Below are 24460 nucleotides of genomic sequence, written 5' to 3'. Positions count from 1 at the left end.
AGAAGCAGAAACTAGAAACATCTTTCTAATTGTAAGCGCTTCATAAATGGACGGGAGGTTAGTTCATTTGAAGATGAACTGGTATTACCGGATGATGCTGTCGTATACACCGATATTTTTCTTTGTTATTTCATCAGTTATCTTTTTATTTTTTTCAACGTTAAATAATTCGTCTGAGAAGAAGTATTTGGAAACGAATCAAGCGATCGTGGAGCAGACGATGCAAAATGTGGACGCGAGCTTGCAACTGATTGAGCGCAATGTGGTAAGGGAAATGCAGACGGACAAAACGTTGTAAGCCTTTTTTAATGAAAAGCCCAAGTCACTGTACGATTACTTCGTAATTCAAAAAAAATTAGTTGAAATATCCTCATCTTTGCCGTTCGTTAATTCCATTTATATTTACAGTGATCATACTGGAAAAGTATTATCCGAAGCAGGGATGGTCAAGCTCGAGGCGTTTAAGGACAAACCTTTTTTCGATTCGCATCAATCAAGATCGGCAGCAATGGGCTGGACGAGCCCAAGAGAGTATAGTCAATCTATTCTTGACGATTCCACTCGCAAGGTTGTTTCACTGGTAAAGACTTACCCTTTCGCGTCTGATAAGCAGGGAGCGGTGGTCGTCAATCTTAACGTAAGCTCCATCATCGATTTTATGAATCAATTCAATGGATACGGCGGCACGATTCAACTTCTAGATTGGGAGAAGAAGCCGTTTGAGTCCACTCTGCCTTCTGCCAAGGAAGGCGGTATTTATGCCAGCTCCCCATACACCGGTTGGCAATTCTATGCAGACAGCGTGCATGCCAACGAATTTTCCGCCCTCTCTTTGTTTTCCAACATGTGGTTTATTATCGTATTTATCATCATCATACTCGCCTTAGTATGGTTTACCTTTATTACGCATGTCTCTTACAAGCCGATCCAGACCATTATGGGTAAAATCGACGGATATGCGGCTCGCAAAAGCCAAGAGCTTGGCATTAAGATGCCCCGAAACGAGTTCAAATTCATCGAAACCGCCATTGATCATTTATTAAAGAAATCGATTGATTATGAGCATCTGCATAAAGAGGATTTGCTGCTCCGTCAACGGAATCTCCTTCAGGAGCAGCTTGTTGGACGATCCATGCTGACCGATCAGGAATGGAAAAAGCAGGCATCGGCACTTGGCTTGCCGCATTTATATGAATGGCTTGGCGTCATTGCTCTTGAAATTGACCATTTTGCCGCATTTACTGACAAATATAAAGCCAGTGATCAAAACCTGCTGAAATTTCTTATTGAATCCGCTTTTCGTGAGCTTATGCAGCAGAAGGAATTGCAGATCCAACATGTATGGACAGAGCCTCAGCGAATGGCTTTTGTTGTCCTTCTACAGCAAAGCTCAGAGTCTATTCAAGATAGGCTGGTACAAGTATGCGAGGAATTCCGCAAGTGGATGAACGAGCATTTGGAGTTAACCGTATCTTGCGGAATTGGAGACTTCGTCCATTCGATTCATGATATTGCTGCCGCTTACCGCAGCGCTGCTGAGAATGTATCCTACAAAGCTGTTTTTGGGACAAACAGCGTAATTGATAACCGGTTAAGATGTACAAAACAAACGGGAGAGACACTTCTTTGTTTTCAATCCATATTGGAGCTGTCACGCTCTTGCCGGATGGACGACGGGCAATGGGAGGTTAAGCTGAGCCGAATTTTTCTTAAGTTAAAAGGCATGTTAATCTCGCGCGCGGATATTGAAGCGTTCATTCATAATCTAATCCGCCAGCTAGAGAAAGATATGGAAGCCATGCCAAGTGATATCGAGACGATATGGAGCAGCGAATACCGAAGCAGGTTCAGGCAAATCGCCCAGCATGCTGAAACGATCGACGAGCTTGAGATTCAGCTTGCGGCTGTTTTGACTGAACTTGCGGGCGATAGGGATAAGAAAAGGCTGAATGGCAAAAATCATACGATCGCCATCCAAACAAAGGAATACATCGACCAGCATTACACTGATCCGAGCTTGTCTCTCGTTCAAGTCAGCGAGAAGTTTGGTTTAAGCGCGAGAAGCGTTAGTCATTTGTTTAAAGAGGAGCATGGCGAAAACTTTATCGATTATTTGCTAAAGGTAAGATTCGCACATGCGAAGAACATGCTGCTTGAAACAGATGAGCCTATCCAATGGATTGCAGAACAGGTGGGCTACACACACGTCATTTCCTTCCACCGCGCTTTCAAAAAATTGTTCAATCTACCGCCAGGTGAATATCGAACCATTTATCGGTTAAACGAATGAATGGCAACAAATCTGCCGAATTAATCGGCAGATTTTCTTTTTACTTCCGTAAAGGTTAATCGTCGGAAAATGGTAAAGTCCGCGTGAATAGCGGGATTTCCGATTATGTTAAGCCTCTGATTCTTGTTAATATCCGATTTCTTAATCGCGTGTTACATTTGGAACCAAGCCGAAATATTTGCTTCCAATAAGAGTCAGGAGGTCATCCATGCAGATTGCAACGGAACGCCAGAGGAAGGTCAAAACCGTGCCGCGCGTTCGTATGAAAGCGCTGTACAAGGATTGGCAGTTATACCTGCTGCTGCTTCTGCCCTTGGCGTATTTTATTATTTTTAAGTACACACCAATGCTGGGCGTCGTCATTGCATTTAAGGACTACAACATGTTTCAAGGCATTTTAGCAAGCCCCTGGGTCGGTTTCGAAACGTTCCGGGAAGTATTTCAGATGGATGGTTTTTACAATGCGCTCCGCAACACCTTTCTACTCAATTTCTTGGATCTTGTCGTAAGTTTTCCGATTCCAATCGCACTAGCGATACTGTTAAATGAGCTTCGTATAAAATGGTTCAAAAAAGGCGCGCAGACGATTCTTTATTTGCCTCATTTTATATCATGGGTCATCATCGGCGGGATGGCTATTCAGCTGCTGGCGACCAATAACGGGATTGTCAACAATCTGCTGAAGTCGTTAGGGATGAAGGTCATTCCTTTCCTTACGGAGCCTGTTTACTGGGTGCTGACATATTTAGGAATAGGTATTTGGCAGAGTGCTGGGTGGGGAACGATCATTTATCTCGCTGCTTTAACGGGAATTAACAAGGATCTTTACGAAGCTGCAGATGTAGATGGTGCAAGCCGAATGCGTAAAATCTGGCACATCACGCTGCCGGGCATCAAGCCGACAATTATCATTCTACTCATTATTAATATTGGACATATGGCCAGCATTGGATTTGATAGACCGTTTGTACTCAGCAATCCTCTCGTCACCGATGTGTCTGAGGTTATCAGCACGTATGTATACAAAATCGGAATTCAGTCCGCACGGTATACAATAGCAACGGCTATCGGTCTTTTCCAAGCGGTTGTAGGTCTTATTTTCCTGCTGTCGGCCGATTATATTTCGAGAAAAGTTAACGATCAAGGCATTTGGTAGGAGGGCAGATATGAGAGCGTATGGAAATGACAAAATCGTAGATGCAATGATCATGGTCGTAATCATAACGGCGGGGCTCTTCTGCCTGCTGCCGCTGCTTCATATTTTTGCCTTATCGTTAAGCGCCAACGGGCCGATTCTATCAGGAAAAGTTACGATACTCCCCGTAGAAATCGATTTTTCCGCTTACAAGGCTGTTTTCGGCAATGCAGCGATGATCCATTCCTTGCTTTTTACTATTGGACTAGTTGTTTTGTTCACGGCTATATCGATGCTGATGACGATTATGGCAGCCTATCCCTTGACGAAGCCTAACCTAAAGGGAAGAAACTTTTTTCTTCTCCTTATCGTCCTGACGATGTTTTTCAGCGGAGGCATGATACCGGAATATTTGCTCGTGAAAAATTTGCATTTGCTTGATTCGATCTGGGCGCTCATTTTGCCGGGGATGGTTAATGCCTTTTATTTGCTCATCATCAAGACCTTTTTCTCCTCCATTCCAGTAGAGCTGGAAGAGTCGGCGCGGATGGACGGAGCCAACCATTTTAAAATATTGTGGCATGTCGTCCTGCCGCTATCGCTTCCGGTCATGGCCACACTTAGCTTGTTTTACGCAGTGGGCAGGTGGAACGGATTTATGGATGCCCTGTTGTACATTACCAAATCGGAGCTTTATCCTCTTCAATTAAAGCTGTACGAAATGGTTATCAACAGCCAGGTTAACGATATGGCGATAGCAGAGGGACTTAATGCCTCGGTACCGATACCGGAAAGTCTTAAAGCTGCTTCGATCATGTTCGCAACCATCCCCATTTTGCTCGTATATCCAGCGCTTCAGCGTTACTTTATTTCGGGTATGATGATCGGTGCCGTCAAAGGTTGATAGTCACTCCCGGACAGGCTGGAGCCGAAAGCTCCCGTTTCATGGAGTTGCTATAGATTAAAAAAATGATAAAAGGGAGTTGAATGCATTGAGTAGAACGAGGCGTAAATTCACGATTATCTTTATGGCAGTGCTGTTGATCACATCCATGTTGTCTGCGTGCAGCAGCGGAAACGGAAATAAGGAGCCTGTCAAAGAAAAGGAAGCTGCAAGCAATAAACCGAGCAATTCAGGCTCTGAAGCAACCGAGAAGCCGAAGGGAGATCCAATTAAGCTCCGAATCGAGCTGTTTGACCGAAACAATACACCGGCAGGCGCTCCGAAAATTACCGACAACGACATGACAAAATACATTCAGAAAAATTTTGGTGAACCGAATAATATTACTGTCGAATTCGTTACGGTTCCTCGCTCAGAGGAGGTAGACAAGCTGAACGTGCTTATGGCTGCGAATCAGGCTCCTGACATCGTATTTACATATGACCAGCCGACGGTACAGCAATACGTAAAAAACGGCGGTCTGACAGATCTTGGTCCGCTGCTGGATGCGCATGGCCAAAAGTTGAAGGAAGTATTGGGTGAGGAGCTGCTCAGCTACGGAGTATTCGATGGCAAGCAGTATACAATTCCAGCTAAGCGCGTTCTGCAGCCTCAGAGCTCGACATTTATCCGGCAGGATTGGTTGGATGAGCTCGGATTGCCGCTGCCGCAAACAACGGAGCAGTTCTATGAGACGATGAAGGCTTTTAAAGAGAAAAAGCCTGGCAAATCCGGTGATAAAGCGATTCCGTATGGGCAGATCGACTATTTCCATATGCATCCGATTCAATATTCGTTCTGGGAATGGGACAAAATCGCAGATGAGGATCTTTATGCATCAGCGGAGTGGCTCATTCCGGGCAATAAGGAAGCGTATCGCTTCTTGAATAAGATGTACAACGAGGGACTTATGGATCCGGATTTTCCGCTCCATATGGGCAAGGATACGCAGCAGTTTCAGAAGAACCTGCTGAACGGGTATATTGGTTCGGCAACAACAAATACCAACGAGCCGGTCTATATGGGCTATTATGCTGAGCTGCAAAAGAATGATCCGAATGCAAAGCTGGCGTTAATCGATCCGTTCACAAGCGCGGACGGCAAGACACCAAAGCCTATTTATTCGCCTAACGGCATATACATCATGGTACCAAAAGCAAGTAAAAATGCTGAAGCGGCCATTAAATATTTGAATTGGATGGCTGAAACGGACAATATTATTGCCCTTCAGAACGGTACGGAAGGCGTAACTTATGAGATGAAGGATGGCGTGCCGATCACGCTTGATAACGATCAAGCAAAGCAGACGTTATATAACTATTTTGATTACTGTATCATTCTTAACGGGAAATATGTCAGTACAACCGATGAGCTGCTGAACATTACGGCAAATGCGTCCGATCCGAATTTCAAGGATTTTACGGTGGAAAGCATCGCGACTGGAACGAAGGATGGAATCATTAAACCTCGTGTGGTGACGCCGATTCAATCGGAGATCAAGTACGCTACAACGCTGAAGGAAAAGGACGACGAAATATTTGTTAAAGTGTTAACTGCGAAGCCAGCGGATTTTGACAAGGTTTACGATAAGGAAGTAGCGGATTATATGAAAATTGGCGGCAAGGAAGTAATGGAAGAGAAGCGAGCAACGTTTAAAGCTGAGAATCCGTAAGGAGAAAAAAGAACGTCCACCCTCCATCAAGGAGTGGTGGCCGTTCTTTTTTCAATTACGATGAGACAAAACGCTATACAGCAGGCATATAAATTTTAAAGCTGCCGCTAAGCGCTAACATGGCAAACAGATAGAGGCAGTTGTCGTAATAGCGGCGGTCGCCTGTGCGAAGCGGCGTGTTCCAAAATAAATCAACGCAAGCTTTGGCGTGCGGTCCTTCGAAACTGGCAAGCGAAGCCATCGCGTTTGTGGCAAGCAGCCCGACGGGATGGAGTGATTTTTCCTCAAATGGTTCGCCAGCTATCGTATAACGTCTATAATCAGATGGATCAATGCCTGAGAAAAACGTTTGAATCCGGTTCGCCTCATCATACTGCCATGGATCGACGCCGAACCATTCCGTATCAAGACCGATATTGGCGGCCACACGGTACGAGTCGCTGTAAAAATGGCCATATCCGCGCTCGTTGTTTGGTGTTCCGTCGTAATAGGCGTACTCGGGTGCTAGTCCAGTAACAGGATGGCATGACAGCTTCAAATAATCTCTGCTCGCAGTTGCAGCTTCTTTCCAGAACTTGCGGTCTTCTGGATTAGCCCACAGCGCAAACAGCTCATAAAAGTGCGGCAAATGGTAGGATGGATCGGAATAGTCGCAATTAGGAATAAATTTGATTAATTTATTAGCGGGCTCCCACATTGGGTAACCGTCGTTATTTTCACCCTTATGCACACAGCTGTGAAGCAGGTTCCGAGCTTGCGCTCCGTAATTAAAGGGTACAGAGCCATCGCCCCATCGGTGTGATGCGAAGAAGAGAGCAAGCGCAAAATATTCCTCGCCGTCTGGCGCTGGACCGTATGATCTTTTGGTCCCATCGGTATTGCATGACCAAGCGAAATATCCGGCATTTTCACCTTCGCTCATATACATGTAAGTCATCGTCCATTTCCATATGCGGTCAAAGATATCTTTGCGGTTCATCTGCACAGCCATCATCATGCCATAGGACATGCCTTCGGTGCGCACGTCGATATTTCCGGTATCTAATAGATAGCCCATATCACTGCCAGCCTCGTAATAGATTCGTGTATCTTCATTACCGCCGAACAGGTTGTCCCAAGTATCCTCGACGCGTCTCTCAATTTCTTCTTGGCTGTAACCGTACAGCTTAAACAAATTTCGGTAGTTCCCTGTGAAAAAAGCACCCGTTCCCAGCTTCGTCGACATCGTGTATTACTCCCTTTATATTAAATTTTACAGCATGGAAATGACTGAGAAATTGACTTCACCAAAACTTTACCTCTTATCGTTCAGAGTTCCTACCCTATAAAGTTTATAGAGTACTGTAATTATTAAAGGTTTGGTCTTATTTAGGAAGTTTGAGAGCATGATTTTGCAGCAACAAAATGCTTGTAATAAAGAAATCAATATGATAGCATGAAAGCAATCGAATCATTAAACGTGAGGAAGCACCTCCTTTGCCGCAGGCAGAGGAGGTGCTTTTTGTTGTTTTCCGACATTCTCCCTAATTGTTCGGACGCTTTCCTTGCCTTCAACCGATTCGCGACCACATCTATTTATTGGAGGAATGAGAAACATGCAAATCGTATTTTTGAACACGTTCGAGAAGCTTGGAGAAGGCCAGCGCATTGAAAGCGCGCAGCTATCTATCTGTGAGAATCAAGGCATTTGGGCAGTGCTGTGGGTGGAGCTGAATGAGGAGAGCGAAGATCCGATCACTTGGTTTGAAGGAACATCATGGGAGGAAATGATTGTAGCATTCCGTCATGGCATTGCAAGGGTCATGGGGGAAGGGTACGCGCCTATTATCGATGGCATGCTGGACGATCGCCGTTCTACAACTGGCAGCTTTGTAACTATGCTTCAATGCTACGGTGAGCTTCATGCCAATCAAGAACTTTTTCAGAAGCTTCGTGAGTGGCGGCGTACGAAAGCGATTGCTGAGAAGCGTTCGGCTTATCTTGTCGCTACTAATCGCATGTTGTGGATGATCAGCGCCTTCGTTCCGAAGACGGCAGATGAATTAGCACAAATTCCCGGTTGGGGAAGCGCCAAGCATGCATCCTATGGATTAGAAGTGCTGGAGATTACAAGTGAGGCTAACCGTGATACCGAGTTTCCGCTGCAATGGGTAAGTGACAAATTAGATTCAATCGCCTATACGCAGTGGCTTTATAAACAAAAGGAAACAAAATATAAATCTCAGATGGATCGCCAGCAGGCAAAAAAACATATTTTGACGGCGGTACAGCAGGGTGGATCACTTGAACAGCTTGGCGTGGAGCTAGAGCTGTCAAGGCGCGAATTAATGGATCGAATCGAGCAATTAGAACAAGAGGGTTACGATATGGAATCACTGATTACGCGGGAGCTCGTAGAGATGCCAGATGATGAGCAGCAGCTCGTATGGGATGCTCTCTCGCTGGTCGGCGATAAATATTTGAAGCCGGTATTGCAGCAAGTATATGGCACTTTGGAAGCTTCGCAATTGAATAAGCCTGTTGATGTCCTTTATGAGCGCTTGAGGCTCATAAGGCTGCGTTTTAGAAGAAGCCTGACAAGCAAGGCTGTATAGTTTTTTTTGGAAAAAGAGAGACAGGAGAAGGCTCCTTCATTACTCAAGGAGCCTTCATAATTCCGATTTGGTCAGTCCAAACCGTGTCTGCAAAACGGATCGTACTATTAAAGTCGCAATGAAGTCCTGTTTCATAGGAACGATTGTCTATAAGGGCGATGGCGTCTTCTCGCAGTAGACGTACATGATAACGCTCCTCTTTTGTAAACAGCGGCTGCTCATAGGCTCTTAGCCAAATGAGGATAGCGCTTACAACCTCGGCCGCATCATCTAAAGCTTGATTCCATAGCTGCCAAACGCTCTCATTGTGATAGGTGGCGCCGTCCACTGGATCAAGCCAAGGCTGCTCCTCTACATTTAATACGTCAAAGGGCATAACCCCTCTTTTATAAGTAAAAGGCTCGATTTGCCCAAATGTTAATATTTTTCGCATGCCAGTCGGATCATGAAATAAACGCTGCGCGGCAGTGAAATCACGATTCGCTTGGTTCCAATCCTCACGTTTAATGAGCGGGGCCAGCTCTCCATAATAAAGGGCAGCAATCGACTCGAAAGCGTCCACTACGGTTGCTGGAAATGCTCCCTTTGTATCGATATGCTTCCAGACTGGAGTTTTCCACGTTTCAATACCCCAAAGCTCACGCGCTATTATCGTATCCATCATAATTTCAAAACGTTGATGATCCCATTTGCGAAAGCCTGATTTGCTAAATACATAAGGATGAAGATTACGATCAAGTATGTGATGCAATACGAATCCTAGTGTGTATAGGATAGAAGAATCAGGACGTTTAGGGCAGGCGGGTCTGCCGACGACACTATCCAGCATTTCGACAAGTACCGGTCCGCAATTGCGATTATGCATTTCCGTTCCTAAACGATTTAAGGCTAGGCTGCGCTGCCAAGGGAAAAAACGATGATAGAACAAAAAGTCAGGTCCTTGGCATCCCATATTAAATATATTTTTTTTCTCGTCTGATTCAATTAATGCGCATTCGCCAAGCCGCTCGAATACAAGTTGTCCAAAAATGAAGTGAGCCCATACGTTTGGCATAGAAGAGGACCTCCATTCCTATCAATATTCTACAGATTTCGTTTTAAAATATAGTTCTAAAGATACATATATTTTATTTATAGTATACTTGTCCTAGTGAATTAAGTATAATATAAATTAAACAAGACAAAGCGCGAATTTTGTCGAAAAGGAGCGTATCTTCATTATGAAGGCAGAGTACATTAACCCGTTTCTTGAATCTGCAAAAATCGTGATTGAGCAAGTCGTTCAAATACGTCCAGCGACTGGAGAACTAGGTCTCAAGGATATCAAGTTTGTAGAGAACTATATTTGGATTCAAATTGGGCTCAACGGACAGATGAACGGTGACATTGTATTCGGGCTTAGCGAAGAGGTAGCTATGAAAATGGTTTCTGCGATGATGGGCGGATACGTAATTTCTGAAATCGACGAAATCGTGAAGAGTGCTATTTCTGAGCTTGGCAATATGATTAGCGGAAATGCGAGTACGATGCTGTTTAATCAAGGGGTGAGAGTAGATATTACACCGCCGAAGGTTATCCAGTCTGCTCAATCAGCTGGCTTCACCGCACAAAAAGCGTTGACGATTCCACTGATAATGGAAGGCATAGGAGAACTCGACATCCAAGTTTTAATCGCATCTTAGCATAGAAATGGCTCCTTAGGGAGCTTTTTTTGCGTCTGCAATACCAATCAAGTAAAATTGTAAATGGGTGATGATGGATGTTAAGAGGCAAAGTGATTTTCATCTCCGGTGCATCAAGCGGAATCGGAGCGTTAATGGCTAAAATGCTGGCTGAGCGGGGGGCGATCCCCGTTTTGACTGGACGCAACATCTCAAAGCTAAAGGAGATTTCCGCTGCCATAAAGGGGAAAAGCTCGTTCTATCAGATGGACGTGACCGATAATGAACAGGTGAAGCGAACAGTAGAAGCTGTCATTGCGGAATATGGTAAAATAGATGTATTGCTGAACAACGCTGGCTACGGCAAATTCGAGAATTTTATGAGCATGAATGTGGAAAGCTTTGAGCAAATGATGGACACGAACTACCTAGGCATCGTACGCTGCACGAAGGCAGTTGTTCCTCATATGGTGAAGCAAGGAAGCGGACATATTGTAAACATAGCATCTTTAGCAGGCAAAATAGGCACTGCCAAATCAACCAGCTACACAGCCACAAAGCATGCTGTGCTTGGCTTTACTAATGCGCTTCGCATGGAGCTTCGGGAGCAGGGAATTCAGGTATCTGCGGTTAATCCAGGTCCAATTGATACGCCTTTTTTCTCGCTGGCTGATCCTTCCGGCTCTTACGTGAAAAATGTTAATTGGTTTATGATGAAGCCAGAATATGTAGTCAAAAAAATCATTCGTTTAATCGAGCGGAGAAAAGCCGAGCTTGACCTGCCGAAAACCGCAGCTTTTGGTATTAAACTATATCAATTGCTGCCGCGAACCATTGATCGGCTATTCGGCGGTATGTTAAATCGAAAATAAAGGTTTAAATGAGAGAGGATTAAAAATGAGTAAGCACACATGGTATGAAATTGGAATTAATGAACTGCTGTCGGATAAGCTCACAGCAAATGGAATTATTGAACCAACGGATGTACAGGCAAATACGATTCCGATATTGCTTGGAGGAAGCGACGTTTCAGCGAGGTCGCAGACGGGCACAGGTAAAACGCTTGCGTATTTGTTGCCGCTTCTTCAGAAGCTGAATTCGCATTCAAGCGCGATTCAAGCGATTATTTTGGCTCCAACACAGGAGCTTGCGATGCAAATTGTTCGTGTAGCAGAAGTGTACGCGGAGCCGCTGAACATTCGCGTTCAGCAATTGATTGGCGGAGCTGCATTAAAGCGGCAGGTAGAGAAATTGAAGCTGCGCCCGCAGCTGGTTATTGGAACACCAGGGCGAATTCACGAATTGCTTAAGCTGCGCAAGCTCAAGCTGAATGATGTGAAAAATGTTGTAGTTGATGAAGCAGATCAAGTATTTCAGCTCGGCTCGACAAAAGAGGTAGAGATCATTTTGCATAGTGTCGGTAAAGAGCACCAAATTGCTTTTTTCTCCGCGACATATCCGGATCAAATGGCTCGTTTTGAAGGACGCTGGATGAAAAATCCGGAACGTATTCAGGTTACGCCGGAGCATACCGTATCACAAACGATCGATAATTATTTTATCGTTAGCGATAAGCGTGATAAAACCGATACGGCAAGAAGACTTGTTCGATTGCTGAACCCAGCCTCTGCGCTGCTTTTCCTAAATGATACCGACAACATTTCCAACTGGGAATCGAAGCTAAGTTATGAAGGCTTTACTGTTGAGGCTTTGTATGGGGATGCGGATAAACAGCGCCGTGCAGCAACATTGACACGTTTTCGCGAGGGTCGCTGCCAGCTGCTGCTAGCTACGGATGTTGCGGCTAGAGGCCTTGATATTGAAGGTCTGCCGCTCGTCATTCAGCTTGATCCTGCATCGGATGCGGATCATTATGTGCATCGTGCAGGACGCACGGGCCGTATGGGGCGTCCCGGTACAGTCGTTTCCATTGTCACGCCGCAGGAGCTGTTTATTATGGAGAAATTCCGTAAGCAGCTGGGCATCGAATTGACAGAACGGACGATGTTTAGAGGAAAGCTTCTTAGCGAGGAAGAGCTGCGAGAAGCAACAAAACCGTTTGCTGCTCGTCATGAAGCCAAGCTTGCAGATCGCTCAGAAGCGTTGCAAACGAAGCGAGCTGTAGAGAATAAAAGTGCAATTGCTGCTCCGAAACAAACGAAGCTTGTAGAGACGAAAGCAGTAACTGCTCCGCCGAAACCAAAGCCGGCAGCGAAGCCTGCTCCTAAGAAAGTGGAGCGAAAGCGCGAAGGTAAAAACAAAGGTGCTCCTAAGTGGTTGAAAGCGAAACGCGAGGCCGATAAGGAACAATCATAAAAATTTATTTTGAAAGCCACCCTCTTAAATCGATCTGCCTCTCCCGAAACGTATGGGCGAAGGTAAAAAATGCGGCAAAACCCGCAATCGAAAAAGGAGTGTGGCTTTCTTGATGAAACAAACAATGTGGAAAAAGACAGCAATTTCTTCGCTTGCGCTGCTAATGCTTGCAGGCGGTGCGACGTCAGCTTTTGCAGATGGCGGTAAAGGCAAAGGGCATGGTGGGGATCGTAATGATGATAAAGGCCGCCATGAGGACAAGGATGACAAGTATGACAAGGACGATAAACATAAAGTAACATGGCAATTCCAAGATGAGGACGATCTGAAGTGGGCTATGGAATACATTATGCGGCTAGCGTCGAAGGGCGTATTTACTGGCTACGAGGATGGTACATTTAAGCCTAATCAGAAAATCAACCGTATTGAAACCTTGACTGCTGCTGTCAGATTGATGGGTCTTCGCTCACAAGCGGAATCAGCAGATAAAATGAAAACGGATTTGCAATTTAATGACGGGGATAAAATCGCAAAAAAATACCCATGGGCTGTTGGTTACGTTGCAGTAGCGCTGGAGAATGATCTATTCTCTGAGACTGAATCGGAAGTGAAACCGGAAGCAAACGCGACAAGACTATGGTCTACGATTCTTCTCGTAAAAGCGCTTAAACTGGAAGACGAAGCGAAGGCGCTCAACAATACGAAGCTTGACTTTAAGGATGCAAAAGAGATCCCTGCTGGATCTGTAGGTTATGTTGCTCTTGCTTTGAAGAAAGGCATTATTACCGGCTACAATGATAAGAATGGAAAAACGTTCCGTCCTAATCAACCAGTAACCCGTGCAGAGCTGGCAGCGCTTCTCGATCGTACAGATACGGAAATGCCTAATCATGACGCACAAGCCATTACCGGCAAGCTAAAAGCAGCTCCTGCTGATGGCAAGCTGACGGTTGTTAAAGGAGATAACACGGAGGTTTCACTAGCATTAGACTCGAATGTGTTTATTTTCCGAGAAGATAAAAAATCGCCAGTGAGCTCACTCCGAGCAGGTGATGAGGTACTCGTTCGTACTTATCTCAATCGTATCGTATTTATTGAAGTAACGAAGTCGGCTCCTGTTAGTACAGCTTTCTCGGAGAACGGAATTATTAATACATTAACGTTCAACAATCAGGCGAAATTGACGACGGTTTCTCTCATTACTCGATATGAAAACTCACAGGCAGTTGTCACTACATTCAGCATTGACCCAAGTGTAGTCATCACAGGTGACTCCTCGCAGCTGAAGGTTGGTCAATATGTACAAGTAAAAGGCGACAATGGCACAGTTAAATCAATTGAAGTGAAATAAGGTTTAAATAAGAGAAGGGCTGTCCTGAAAGTAGATTTTTCTACTTTTGGAACAGCCCTTTTTTCATTGTTCAACAATTAAAATAATAGCTTGCGAATACAGCAGCGCTTAGTTTTCTGCATAATAAGCACGATACAGTTCGTTAGAAAATATACGTTTAACTTTCATAGCTAGTCTGTAAAAGAGCTTGATTTCATTTGCGATATCGAACTATAATAAATGTAAATTTTAGGTAGGTGCAACTGGCGTAAACGTGGATGACCACGAGGGAGCACCTATTTCATATGTCGTACGCCTGGGCAAAGTATTTGATCGATGATCAAATGCTTTTTTTATTTTCAGATAAAATAAAAAGGTTGAGGTGAGCATGTTGCAATCCTATGAAGATCAGTTATTTAATAATCCGTATCCTGGCAGAACAATAATCTTGGGGATGAGCCCGTCAGGAAAACAATTTGTTCAAGTGTATTGGATAATGGGCAGAAGCGCGAACAGTCGCAACCGAATCTTTGAGCGTAATGAGCAGTTTGTAAGAAACGTAGCATATGATGCGGCAAAAATGGAGGACCCTTCATTGATTATTTATGATCCGATAAAGAGTATAAATGGGATGCATATCATTTCCAATGGAGATCAGACGGAAACCATCTATGAAGCTTATGGCAAAAAAGAAACGTTTGAAGCTGCATTAAAAAGCAGAAAGTTTGAACCGGATGCTCCCCATTATACACCTCGTATTTCCGGTATTATTGATACTGAATCAGCTGCGTACAGCTTGTCCATTTTGAAAACAAGGCAAAACGATCCGTCATTTTGCATCCGTCATTTCTTTCATTACGACTCTTTTACAAATGGGATAGGTCATTGCATTCACACTTATAAAGGTGAAGAAAATGGTATTTTGAAATCTTTTGAAGGTGAACCGCTGGAGGTTCCTTTATTTGATTCAATGGATGAAACGGCTCAATTTTACTGGAGCAGCATAAACGCAGATCATAAAATTTCATTGCTTGTGAAGTTTATTCATACCGATGATCATAAGGTGGAATTTAAAATAATAAATAAAAATCAGACGTTTTAGTGTCACTGTAATTAATTCCGACAAAAACGATGGGAAAAATTTAAATAATCGTTGACAGGGTCGTTTTTGAGGAATAATATAGGAATATATTCAAAGTGAGTTGAAAAACCATTTTGTAGGATGACAAAAGAAGATAATCTACTGGACCACCAGAGATTCAATAGGAGCGCAGTTCTGCGCCTTGTTGGGTCTCCTTTTTTTATCCAAAAAAAAACAAAAAAGCTCAAAGAGCGAAGCGAAAGGGATGTTTACAATCATGAAAAAACTAACACTAACATTAATTTCTGCAACAGTAGCCTTCTCAGCCCTAACCTATGTTGTCGTATCTGCCAAACAGGCACAAGGTGCGCCTGCAGTGAAGGACAACGCTGCAATTGTTACCGAAGCAAAAGAAGAGAATCAATCCAAAATCATTACCGTTTCTGACACAGAGAAAAAATCAGAAGTAAACACAGCTGCAGCAGAAGGCGAAAAACAACCGCAACCAAAAACGGCGGACACGATAGAGGCAAATAAACCTGAAGCAGAAAAAGCAGATGCGAAACAAGAAGATAAATCCAAAGTTACTCTTGCTGTTGATAAGAAGGAAGAGGCGCCTGCAGCTAAAGCGGCAGCAGCAAAGGAAGAGCCTGCGGCTAAAGCAAATACATCGGTTGAAAAAACAGCGACACAGCCGAAAGAAGCTGTCCAGCCTAAAGCAGCAACGACAGTGAAAGAAGAAAGCCAGCCTAAAGCTGCATCCGTTGTAAAAGAAGAGCCCAAAGCAGCGGCACCTGCTGCGAAAGAAGAAACACAAAAACCAGCGGAGCCAGCAGCGAAAGAAGAAAAGAAACCATCTAAATCGGTCTCATTCGTGAAAAAAGATACGGTACAGCCGAAAGCACCATCATCCTCAGAGGCTCCTGCTTCATCCTCATCCTCATCATCTTCTTCGTCTTCCGAAGGTCAACAGCCAGCACCATCGACGACGGAAGAAGAAATCTGCTAGAAACAAGAAATACGTATTCATGAGTTATGAAATGGGGGGGTCATAAGAGGCAGATCAGCCTCTTATGGCCGGCTCCCTGCACGAAATCTTGAAGCGACTAGTGGAGAATACATATTTCACACTTGGCACATCGACAAAATTTGATGAAAACGAGGAATGAACATGAAATTACAATTTAATACATCCAAAAGATGGTTAGCTCTTATATTGGCTGCATTATTAATTTTGCCAGCTGCCAATATCGTTAATGCCAATCCAGCTTCGGAAACTCTAGTAAATAGCGGCGCCAGCCATTATAACTATTTTAATAATGTGTATGATCATTTGGATGATGAGAACCATATTCTTCAAACGGTAACGTATGAAGATATTATTAATCTCTTTGACAGCGAAGGCACATATGTTGTGTTGTTTGGCGGAGCTTGGAGCGATAAAACACAAGCGAATATTGGCTTTATTAATCAGGTGGCAAAGCAATATGGTGTAAAAACCATCTATAACTTTGATACAAGGTTAGATGGCAAATCACTAGAAATTGCGGAAACGCAAACGAAAGAAATCAAAGTCGGCAACAACACTTTTGATTTTGCAGAAGCGTATGTCGAGCTGGTCAAAAAATATTTAACGAACCTCGATGAAGTACTTCCTGCAGGAGATATCGTTAGCTATACGAAAAAAGACAGCAAGGGCGCAGTAATTTCAGAAGGCTCAGCGAAAAAAATTGAAGCGCCATTCCTGTTTGTGTATAACAAAAAGAAAATTGTTTCCTCTTTGGCTTCAACAAATGTGTGGAGTGATTACATAACTAATGGCGTTTTGGACGCGAGCAAAGTAGATGCTTACAAAGCAAAAGTGAGTCAAGTATTTGAAGGAACCACTTCATTTGATACGATTAATCGTTCGAATTCTATCAAAGCAGCTTTCAATAGAAATGGATCAATCATTAACAAAAAAGAAACGGTTATTTTTGACGAATCGGACGGCGAGCTCGTATTTGAGCATGTAACCTATCACCAATTGACGAAGATTCTCGAGAGCGAAGGGAATTATACGATCTTGTTTGGCGGCTCTTGGTGCCCGAATACACAAGCAGCCATTAAGTTTATTAACGAATATGCGAAAAAAAATAACATTGATAAAGTTTATTTCTGGGACACCAAGCTGGATTCGGGAATTTCGATCCTGGATCTTAATAAAGACCCGAACGCTGACCCGCATAACGGCATATTCTTTCAAACGAGAGATACGAATCATCCAAATGCCAATCTGTATGTAGATTTGATTAACAAATATTTGCCTGATATCAAAACACAATATGTAAAAGCAAGCAACAATGTAAAGTATACGAATGAGAACGGTGTAGAAGTAATCGCAAGCAAAGCTCAGGTTCCTTACCTCTTTCAATATAACAAAGACAACAAGGATGCTGATGGCAACAGAGCTCCAATTCTTGGGCATATTGAATTAATGTATTCTTGGACCAATATTCAACCTGATTATGTAAGCAGCGGGCTTACTGGTGTGAATTACAATAACTATACGAATGCTTTGAAAAGCTTATTTGCAAGAGTTGAGGCTACACCAACAGGGCTGACAGCGGTTAAACCAACCTCATCCGATGAAAATGATGGTCAAATAACAGGAACGAAAGGTAAAGCGCTTGAATACAAGCTTGAAAGTGAAACGGATTACAAGGCTGTAACTGGTGATGCAATAACTAACTTAGTGCCAGGTACTTACAATGTTAGATATGCATCCAAGCTTGGATACAATGGTCCTCATACAGCAGGAATTCCTGCAGCTGTTTCGTACAAAGCGGGCGATGCTGTAAACGTAGTGGTGCCATCCTTTATTCAAGATCAAGCTGCACCAACAGGGCTGGCAGGCGTTGCACCAACGACATCAGCTAACAATGACGGTAAAATTACAGGAACGACAACAGCGCTTGAATACAAGCTGTCTAATTCGTTATCCGATTATATTCGTGCAACAGAACCGTCTGTTACAGATCTTGTTTACGGTACTTATGATGTTCGTTACGCGGCCAAAGAAGGATATCGCCCAAGCCCTAAAGTAGAGGTTGTAATTCCGGCTTACGGCGAGGAAGCGCAAGAAGCGCCGACTGGCTTAACAGGCGTATCACCGACAACGATTGCTAATAACGATGGACAAATTACAGGAACGACTGCAGCTCTAGAATACAGATTAGATGGAACGGATGCTTACCAAGCGGCAACAGAACCAGCGATCACTGGTCTCGCAGCAGGCACTTATAATATCAGATTTGCAGCTAAACCTGGATTCAGTGCAAGCCCAGCAATTGATATCGTTATCAAAGCGTTTGCGCTACAAGAGCAGCCGGAACCATCAGGCTTGTCGGGTGTAGCTCCAACCTCTTCAGCTAATGATGATGGACAAATTACAGGAACAACGACAGCACTTGAATACAAGCTGTCAGGAGCTGAGTCCTATCAAGCGGCAACAGCGCCATCTATTACTGGTTTATCATCTGGAACTTACAACGTGAGGTTTGCGGCTAAGGAAGGCTATAATGCCGGAGCAGTGCTAGATGTCATTGTACCTAATTATGTATCCCCTCCAGCTGGTGGAAACAATGGCCCAAATCCAACGCCTACACCTACACCTCCAGCAGGTGGAGACGATGATGGTACAGCACCAACAGCAACGATAACAGCAACAACTGATGCTGCGACAGGAGCAACCGTAGCGAAAGCAACCGCAGCTTCTATTACAAGCCTAGTTGAGCTTGCTAAGAAAGCGGAAGCAGCAGGCAAAACCTCTGTCGTTGAGCTTAAGGTTGAAGCTACAGCTCAAACTAAATCTGTAGAGCTGAGTATTCCTAGAAAGTCGTTTAATGAAGTAGCTTCAAGCACAAATGCGGGTGTGAAGGCCAATCTTGGCGTTGGCACTGTCGTTTTTGACGCAAAAGCAATTGAAAGCATCAGCAATTCGGCTGAAGCGGGTGACATCAGCATTATTATTACGAAAGTAGAGCTGACTGACGAGGGCAAGGAAGCTTTGGGTGACAGACCGGTTTATGATTTCTCCGTATTCGCAGGAACTACCCAGCTTACAAGCTTTGGCGGCAGCAATGTGCAAGTTAGTGTGCCTTATTCTTTAAAAGCCGGAGAAGATCCAAATGCTGTAGTGGTCTACTATGTAACGGATGCCGGCAGCTTGGAAACGATCCGCGGGAAATACAACGCGGGTACAGGAACGGTAAACTTTGTTACGACACATTTCTCCCAGTACATTGTAGGATACAATAAAGTAAGCTTTAAAGATGTATCGGATGCAGCTTGGTATAAGGATGCCGTTTTATTCCTTGCGGCAAGAAGCATTACAACAGGTACAGACGAGGACCATTACAGCCCGAATGCGACAGTGACGAGAGGTCAATTCATCGTCTTGTTATTGAAAGCATACGGCATCGAGCCTAATGAGAAAGAGACAGCTAATTTTGATGATGCAGGGAATACCTACTATACGAATTACTTGGGAGCTGCTAAGCGCCTGGGTATTACGAAAGGTGTAGAAGGCAATACGTTTGACCCTAATAGCAAAATTACACGTCAAGATCTATTTACGCTTTTGTATCGTGCACTTGAAGTGTTTGGTGAATTGCCTAAAGCAGAGACAAATGTTGCGGTGTCCAGCTTCAGTGATTCCGCTCAAATTGCGAGCTATGCAAGCGACGCTTTCAAGGTGCTAGTTGAGGGCGGCATCATTACGGGGAACAATTCAAAGCTGAGCCCTAAAGATGTTTCTACGAGAGCTCAAGTGGCACAAGTGCTTTATAATCTGCTTTCAAAGTAATACGATAAGAACGCTAGTGTTTAAAAAATGGGTGGCCAATGGCTGCCCATTTTTTCGTTTTTGTGCATGCTTCTTGCTTTTGTACACAAATCATTGCTTTCTTTGATATTAGTCCGATAATTCGGTATGCTGTTTACTAGATAAACTAATTTACATAGTTGAAGGTGATAGGATGGATTCTATTTTACAGGTGAGTGGTCTAATCGGCGGTTACAGCCCACGAAGACCAGTACTGCATGATATCTCCTTTGAGGTAAAAGCGGGCGAGATGGTAGGATTAATCGGTCTGAATGGCGCTGGAAAAAGCACGACCATTAAGCATATTTTAGGTTTAATGAAGCCGCAGGCGGGGGAAGTAAAGGTTGATGGCGTTACGCTGGAGGAAGAAACCGAGCGGTACAGAAGCGCATTTGCTTATGTGCCGGAGACGCCGGTTCTATTTGATGAGCTGACCGTTGAAGAGCATTTGCGCTTAACGGGGATGGCCTATAGCGTAAAGGACAAGCAGTATAGTGATCGTGAGGACGAGCTGCTGAAGCAGTTCCAAATGACGCCAAAGCGTAAAGCCTTTGCAGCCCACTTATCCAAAGGCATGAAACAAAAGGTCATGATTATGAACGCGCTGCTCGCTGAGCCGCCGCTGTACATCATCGATGAGCCTTTTCTAGGGCTTGACCCGCTTGGCATTCGTTCCTTGCTGGAGCGGCTGGTTGAAGTAAAACAAAAGGGAGCAGCCATCCTTATGAGCTCGCATATCCTCTCAACTGTGGAAGCGTATTGCGATCGTTTTATCGTCATGCACCACGGTAAAATCGTTGCGATCGGCACGCTCGATGATATTAGACAAGCAGCAGGCATGGACATGCGCAGCGGTTCTCTGGAGGATGCCTTCTATAAGCTCGTTACTGGGGGCAATGTTTGATGAGCAATATAAGTAAGCTGGAGCTGATGTGGCAGCAAAGAGCAAAGGCATTCCGCGGGGAAACCTTGCCTTATTTTCGGTATATGGGGCAAAGCGGCTTCCCAGCTTTTATGTCTTTAATCTTGATCTCCTCCACGATTGGATACATAAATTTAATTCGACATATGCCAGCGAGCTTTCCCTTTGCGACTGTTGGTGTGATTGCATTAACGTTGGTGTTGTGTTGGAGTCCGCTTCGTACGTGGCTTGCAGCCGGAGACGTCGTCTTTATGATGCCGCGTGAGGCAGAGATGGCCGGTTATTTGCGCTTATCGTTCCGTCATACTTCAATTGCTTGTTCGATACTAGCTGCTATTGTGTTTCTTCTTTATTTGCCGATCTATAACCAAGGCCCAGCCATTAACGGCGCATTGCTTCTTGCAGTCGTGGCTGCCGCTCTGAAGGCGGGCAATGTATGGGGAGCATGGAAAGAGCGCCGAATGACTTGGGCGGGCATGCGACGTCTCATGCGTGTGCTGCGCTGGGCAATGACAGCATTGACGCTGGTTGCTTGGCTTACTTGTACCGCTTGGCAAGCAGCGGGGTTTACGCTGCTCATCGGTATACTGTCTATGCTGCTTTATCGTCTTCCAACAAAACATCCTTTTCCTTGGGAGAGGCTGATTGATGAGGAAGCAAGGACACGTAAACGGTATTATGTTTTTTTTGGATTGTTTATCGATGTACCTACACTCCCATCGAGTATTGCAAGAAGATCTTATTTAAGCTGGATTCTGCGTACGATACCGTATTCGAATCGCAATACATTCGTTTATCTCTATACGGCATCTATGCTTAGAACCGAGATGGGCGGAATTATACTAAGGCTGCTTGTTCTCGGCTGCCTCATCACCTATTGGTTTGCTGAAGCCGTATCGCTATCTGGCTATGGCAGTGTTCTCGTATTTTTTATTTTTATGGGACTCATTGCTGTTCAATTAGGCGGCTTGCGTCATATCCATCGATATTCGGTTTGGAAGCATGTGTACCCGTTGCCGGAAAAGCAGCGAATCGAGCAATATTTGAAAATCGATCGTTTGGCGATGGTGCTGTGCACGCTGCTGCTTTGGCTGTTTGTTGCTTTGCCGCTGGCTTTGGCGGGCGGCGTGTACGTCCCTTCGCTCATAGCTATTGTTCTTGCCGTCATGTATATCGGCATTCGTCCAGCGCGTCTGCGCAAGAAGCTTGCGAAAGATGAAGATGAAGACTAAGAAGGGCAGACGGAATACAAAAAAGAACCCCTGAGAGAAGCATTCGTAAAGAAATGCTGACTCAGGGGTTCTTTGCAATTATTCGCGAATGAAGTGCGAGTGTTTATTATACTTTTTGAGCAATCAAATCGTTAACCGCTTTGAAAATCGTATCGAACAGCTCTTCAAGATTTTCTTCCTCGATGCAAGAGAAAGCAACGCGAAGATCTGTTTCACCTAGAGCAATCGTTCCGATTCCGTATTGGTTCAACAGATGTGCACGTACGGACTCAGCTGTAACGCCGCTTAGTGTTAGACACATAAAGTAGCCGGAGTTGAATGGGTAATAGCCCCATACATCGCCATAACGGCCGCTGTCGAGCAACGATTTCACGCGATTGGCGCGGCGTTTCATAATATCGTATTTTTCCGCTTTTTGAGCTTCGAACTCAGGTGAAGTCAAAGCGCGCAATACGAATGTTTGTGATGGATGCGGGCCGCTGGAAATCGTGGCACGAATGATACCTATTGTTTTTTGCTCCAACGCATTCAGAGTAGCCGCAGAAGTTGAACCATACGTAATGAAGCCTACGCGGAAGCCCCATACGTACTCTTCTTTGGTCGCACCGTCAACTTTAACGGCAAGCACGCGCGGATGCAGATCAGCAAGCTTGGAGAACAGTGATTCTTGCATGGAATCTTCGAAAAATAAACCAAAATAAGCATCGTCTGTTACAACAACGACATTAATGCCAGCTTCCGCTGCGTCGTGAATGGCAGCGATGATTTCATCGCCTTCCTGTGGACCAGGCGTGTAGCCAGTAGGGTTGTTCGGAAAGTTCAGCACAACGATGGCTTTCCCTTTGTCCTTCTGAGCCAGCAAGGCTTCGCGAAGGCCAGCGCTGTTGAAGCGAGTTTGGTCGTTATACAGCGGGTATTCTACAATTTCAGCACCGCGGCGGATACCGAATGTCAATTCGTAGTTTTCCCAGTTTTTATTAGGGATGATTACAGCGTCACCCGCATTAGCGAATAGGTCAGCTACGATGCTAAGACCGTGGGTCAATGCATTTGTAACGACTGGCGTACCAAAGCCCTTTGATTCAAGGGAAGGGTTGTCTTTGATCATTTTTGTACGCCAAGCAGCACGAAGCTCAGGCTTTCCTGCAGGAGGCGCATATTCATATATATCTTTCGGATTGTAAGCAGAGAGGGTATCTTGGATGACCTTAAGGTGCATCGGTTGTCCGCCTTCTGTTGCAATTCCAATAGTAGCATTAAATTTAGTTGCTTTCGTTTTCGCTTCGGCGGACTGACTGAGAATGCCCTCCTTCGGGAAATAAATCGCTTTGCCTAAGTCTGACAACATCGCATAAACGTTAGGGCTTTCTGCTTGTAACGTCTCGTTTAATTGCTGAGCAAGTGGGTTCATGGACTTTATTCCATCCTTCCGAAATCATTCATTTGAATTTAGTATAATTAGGCGTTAGCCGTTTATTCTTGTCGGGTGCTATTATAACATTTTTTTTGAGATGGAAACCATTCACAAAGCAAATTTTTTCGTAACTTCATGTGGCTTGCGCAATAGTTTCTCCCTGTTGTATGATGACGGCATAGATTTGTACAGGAGGTTTCCTTATGCTGCACATTTCGCCTAATTCGTTCATCCTGTTACCTGCGTTTGCCAAAATCGTATGCGAGCCGGGTTGGAGATGGGCTAGACGCGAGAAGCCGATGGCCAATTTTGATTTATTTTATGTTTGGAGCGGAGAAGGGGAAGTCGAAGTCAACGGTACTCACTATGAGGTTGGTCCGGGAAGCTGCTTCTTGTTTCGTCCAGGCGACTACACAAGCTCCACTCATAACCCGCAGCGTCCGCTCGTATTATCCTATATTCACTTTGCCATTAATGAAACGATAGATGCTGTGCCGAGTCGGTATAGGCAATTGAATGACACGGTCGACTTTGAATATATGCTCTCACGCTATGTAAGGCTGTTTCTTGTAAAAACGTATGCAGCGGAAGAGGAGGCGCAGCTTGTTCTTAAACAGCTGATGATTCATTTGCTTAGAGAGGACAAGCAGCTGCCAGTTGAGAAGAAGGCAAGCAATCAATTGACGGAGGCCATTCATGAGGTGGCAAACTTTGTTCGGCAAAATCCAAGCATTGCGCACCGTGTAGAGGATCTAGCGATGCGGGCGCAGCTGTCGCCCCGATATTTTTCAATGAAATTCAAAGAGCTGATCGGCATGTCGGTGCAAACCTACATGATTCGCACAAGAATTGAACGGGCGCAGCATTTGCTCATGCACGCCGGGATGAATGTGACCGAGGTAGCGGATGCGCTGGGCTATCGGGATATCTTTTTTTTCAGCAGGCAATTTAAGCAGTATACGGGGCGAAGCCCCTCGGAGATCAGATAGGCTAACAAACGAAAAAC

The 24460-nt window shown here is 44.6% G+C and carries 19 protein-coding genes and 1 riboswitch; of the genes, 16 read left to right on the top strand and 3 right to left on the bottom strand.

Features of this window, described 5'->3' with window-relative positions; genetic code table 11:
* Positions 1-67: 67 nt before the first annotated feature.
* From BK120_RS35935 to BK120_RS12445, 5 genes are all read left to right on the top strand, one after another.
* Positions 68-298, top strand: coding sequence for a hypothetical protein (locus BK120_RS35935; protein ID WP_256710876.1), 231 nt, complete (start codon positions 68-70; stop codon positions 296-298).
* 144 nt (positions 299-442) lie between these two features.
* Complete coding sequence (locus BK120_RS12460; RefSeq protein WP_256710875.1) at positions 443-2290, top strand: helix-turn-helix domain-containing protein; 1848 nt, start codon at positions 443-445, stop codon at positions 2288-2290.
* Between the two features lie 262 nt (positions 2291-2552).
* The gene (locus tag BK120_RS12455) at positions 2553-3446 is read left to right on the top strand and encodes an ABC transporter permease (RefSeq protein ID WP_144376754.1); all 894 of its coding nucleotides are present in this window, start codon (positions 2553-2555) and stop codon (positions 3444-3446) included.
* A 10-nt stretch (positions 3447-3456) separates the two neighbouring features.
* Positions 3457-4329 (top strand): carbohydrate ABC transporter permease, encoded by an 873-nt coding sequence (locus BK120_RS12450; RefSeq protein ID WP_076267832.1) that lies wholly within the window; start codon positions 3457-3459, stop codon positions 4327-4329.
* 124 nt (positions 4330-4453) lie between these two features.
* Complete coding sequence (locus BK120_RS12445; protein WP_076268059.1) at positions 4454-6040, top strand: extracellular solute-binding protein; 1587 nt, start codon at positions 4454-4456, stop codon at positions 6038-6040.
* A 73-nt stretch (positions 6041-6113) separates the two neighbouring features.
* Here the strand turns inward: BK120_RS12445 and BK120_RS12440 are convergent, their stop codons facing one another.
* Complete coding sequence (locus tag BK120_RS12440) at positions 6114-7265, bottom strand: family 8 glycosyl hydrolase (RefSeq protein WP_076267831.1); 1152 nt, start codon at positions 7263-7265, stop codon at positions 6114-6116.
* Between the two features lie 370 nt (positions 7266-7635).
* Between BK120_RS12440 and BK120_RS12435 the strand changes: the two genes are divergently transcribed.
* Positions 7636-8634, top strand: a complete 999-nt coding sequence (locus BK120_RS12435) for an HRDC domain-containing protein (RefSeq protein ID WP_076267830.1) — start codon at positions 7636-7638, stop codon at positions 8632-8634.
* A gap of 43 nt (positions 8635-8677) precedes the next feature.
* Here BK120_RS12435 and BK120_RS12430 read toward each other — a convergent pair whose 3' ends face one another.
* The gene (locus BK120_RS12430; RefSeq protein WP_076267829.1) at positions 8678-9688 is read right to left on the bottom strand and encodes a zinc dependent phospholipase C family protein; all 1011 of its coding nucleotides are present in this window, start codon (positions 9686-9688) and stop codon (positions 8678-8680) included.
* Between the two features lie 166 nt (positions 9689-9854).
* Between BK120_RS12430 and BK120_RS12425 the strand changes: the two genes are divergently transcribed.
* The 9 genes from BK120_RS12425 (at position 9855) to BK120_RS12385 (ending at position 22040) form a co-directional block, all read left to right on the top strand.
* The gene (locus BK120_RS12425; RefSeq protein WP_054028542.1) at positions 9855-10316 is read left to right on the top strand and encodes a chemotaxis protein CheX; all 462 of its coding nucleotides are present in this window, start codon (positions 9855-9857) and stop codon (positions 10314-10316) included.
* A 77-nt stretch (positions 10317-10393) separates the two neighbouring features.
* The gene (locus BK120_RS12420; RefSeq protein WP_076267828.1) at positions 10394-11167 is read left to right on the top strand and encodes an SDR family NAD(P)-dependent oxidoreductase; all 774 of its coding nucleotides are present in this window, start codon (positions 10394-10396) and stop codon (positions 11165-11167) included.
* Between the two features lie 25 nt (positions 11168-11192).
* Positions 11193-12611, top strand: coding sequence for a DEAD/DEAH box helicase (locus tag BK120_RS12415; protein ID WP_076267827.1), 1419 nt, complete (start codon positions 11193-11195; stop codon positions 12609-12611).
* Positions 12612-12723: 112 nt separating this feature from the next.
* Entirely contained in the window at positions 12724-13962 is a 1239-nt protein-coding gene (locus BK120_RS12410; protein ID WP_076267826.1) for an S-layer homology domain-containing protein, read from the top strand.
* Between the two features lie 228 nt (positions 13963-14190).
* Positions 14191-14270, top strand: a riboswitch (ZMP/ZTP riboswitch).
* A gap of 59 nt (positions 14271-14329) precedes the next feature.
* Positions 14330-15043, top strand: coding sequence for an IMP cyclohydrolase (locus BK120_RS12405; RefSeq protein ID WP_076267825.1), 714 nt, complete (start codon positions 14330-14332; stop codon positions 15041-15043).
* A gap of 256 nt (positions 15044-15299) precedes the next feature.
* The gene (locus tag BK120_RS12400) at positions 15300-16031 is read left to right on the top strand and encodes a hypothetical protein (RefSeq protein WP_144376744.1); all 732 of its coding nucleotides are present in this window, start codon (positions 15300-15302) and stop codon (positions 16029-16031) included.
* A gap of 162 nt (positions 16032-16193) precedes the next feature.
* Positions 16194-19868 (top strand): S-layer homology domain-containing protein, encoded by a 3675-nt coding sequence (locus BK120_RS12395; RefSeq protein ID WP_076267823.1) that lies wholly within the window; start codon positions 16194-16196, stop codon positions 19866-19868.
* A 172-nt stretch (positions 19869-20040) separates the two neighbouring features.
* Positions 20041-20790: an ABC transporter ATP-binding protein gene (locus tag BK120_RS12390; protein WP_076267822.1), complete on the top strand. Its 750-nt coding sequence runs from the start codon at positions 20041-20043 to the stop codon at positions 20788-20790.
* Positions 20790-22040: an ABC transporter permease gene (locus tag BK120_RS12385; protein WP_076267821.1), complete on the top strand. Its 1251-nt coding sequence runs from the start codon at positions 20790-20792 to the stop codon at positions 22038-22040. Before BK120_RS12390 ends, BK120_RS12385 begins: the two co-directional genes overlap by 1 nt.
* Positions 22041-22146: 106 nt before the next feature.
* Here BK120_RS12385 and BK120_RS12380 read toward each other — a convergent pair whose 3' ends face one another.
* On the bottom strand, positions 22147-23451 hold the full coding sequence (locus tag BK120_RS12380) for an aminotransferase class I/II-fold pyridoxal phosphate-dependent enzyme (protein ID WP_076267820.1): 1305 nt from the start codon (positions 23449-23451) through the stop codon (positions 22147-22149).
* 206 nt (positions 23452-23657) lie between these two features.
* Between BK120_RS12380 and BK120_RS12375 the strand changes: the two genes are divergently transcribed.
* A complete protein-coding gene (locus BK120_RS12375; RefSeq protein ID WP_076267819.1) occupies positions 23658-24443 on the top strand; it encodes a helix-turn-helix domain-containing protein in 786 nt (261 codons plus the stop codon).
* Positions 24444-24460 lie beyond the last annotated feature (17 nt).

It is taken from the genome of Paenibacillus sp. FSL A5-0031, assembly GCF_001956295.1.
In the GTDB taxonomy this organism is placed as follows: Bacteria; Bacillota; Bacilli; order Paenibacillales; family Paenibacillaceae; genus Pristimantibacillus.
The sequence above is the reverse complement of the archived record's forward strand: the minus strand, read 5'-3'. Positions and strand labels throughout refer to the sequence as shown.

Coding starts and splice junctions, on each gene's coding strand:
- BK120_RS12460 (WP_256710875.1), top strand. CDS start 443: ATGGTCAAGCTCGAGGCGTTTAAGGACAAACCTTTTTTCGATTCGCAT.
- BK120_RS12455 (WP_144376754.1), top strand. CDS start 2,553: ATGAAAGCGCTGTACAAGGATTGGCAGTTATACCTGCTGCTGCTTCTG.
- BK120_RS12450 (WP_076267832.1), top strand. CDS start 3,457: ATGAGAGCGTATGGAAATGACAAAATCGTAGATGCAATGATCATGGTC.
- BK120_RS12445 (WP_076268059.1), top strand. CDS start 4,454: ATGGCAGTGCTGTTGATCACATCCATGTTGTCTGCGTGCAGCAGCGGA.
- BK120_RS12440 (WP_076267831.1), bottom strand. CDS start 7,265: ATGTCGACGAAGCTGGGAACGGGTGCTTTTTTCACAGGGAACTACCGA.
- BK120_RS12435 (WP_076267830.1), top strand. CDS start 7,636: ATGCAAATCGTATTTTTGAACACGTTCGAGAAGCTTGGAGAAGGCCAG.
- BK120_RS12430 (WP_076267829.1), bottom strand. CDS start 9,688: ATGCCAAACGTATGGGCTCACTTCATTTTTGGACAACTTGTATTCGAG.
- BK120_RS12425 (WP_054028542.1), top strand. CDS start 9,855: ATGAAGGCAGAGTACATTAACCCGTTTCTTGAATCTGCAAAAATCGTG.
- BK120_RS12420 (WP_076267828.1), top strand. CDS start 10,394: ATGTTAAGAGGCAAAGTGATTTTCATCTCCGGTGCATCAAGCGGAATC.
- BK120_RS12415 (WP_076267827.1), top strand. CDS start 11,193: ATGAGTAAGCACACATGGTATGAAATTGGAATTAATGAACTGCTGTCG.
- BK120_RS12410 (WP_076267826.1), top strand. CDS start 12,724: ATGAAACAAACAATGTGGAAAAAGACAGCAATTTCTTCGCTTGCGCTG.
- BK120_RS12405 (WP_076267825.1), top strand. CDS start 14,330: ATGTTGCAATCCTATGAAGATCAGTTATTTAATAATCCGTATCCTGGC.
- BK120_RS12400 (WP_144376744.1), top strand. CDS start 15,300: ATGAAAAAACTAACACTAACATTAATTTCTGCAACAGTAGCCTTCTCA.
- BK120_RS12395 (WP_076267823.1), top strand. CDS start 16,194: ATGAAATTACAATTTAATACATCCAAAAGATGGTTAGCTCTTATATTG.
- BK120_RS12390 (WP_076267822.1), top strand. CDS start 20,041: ATGGATTCTATTTTACAGGTGAGTGGTCTAATCGGCGGTTACAGCCCA.
- BK120_RS12385 (WP_076267821.1), top strand. CDS start 20,790: ATGAGCAATATAAGTAAGCTGGAGCTGATGTGGCAGCAAAGAGCAAAG.
- BK120_RS12380 (WP_076267820.1), bottom strand. CDS start 23,451: ATGAACCCACTTGCTCAGCAATTAAACGAGACGTTACAAGCAGAAAGC.
- BK120_RS12375 (WP_076267819.1), top strand. CDS start 23,658: ATGCTGCACATTTCGCCTAATTCGTTCATCCTGTTACCTGCGTTTGCC.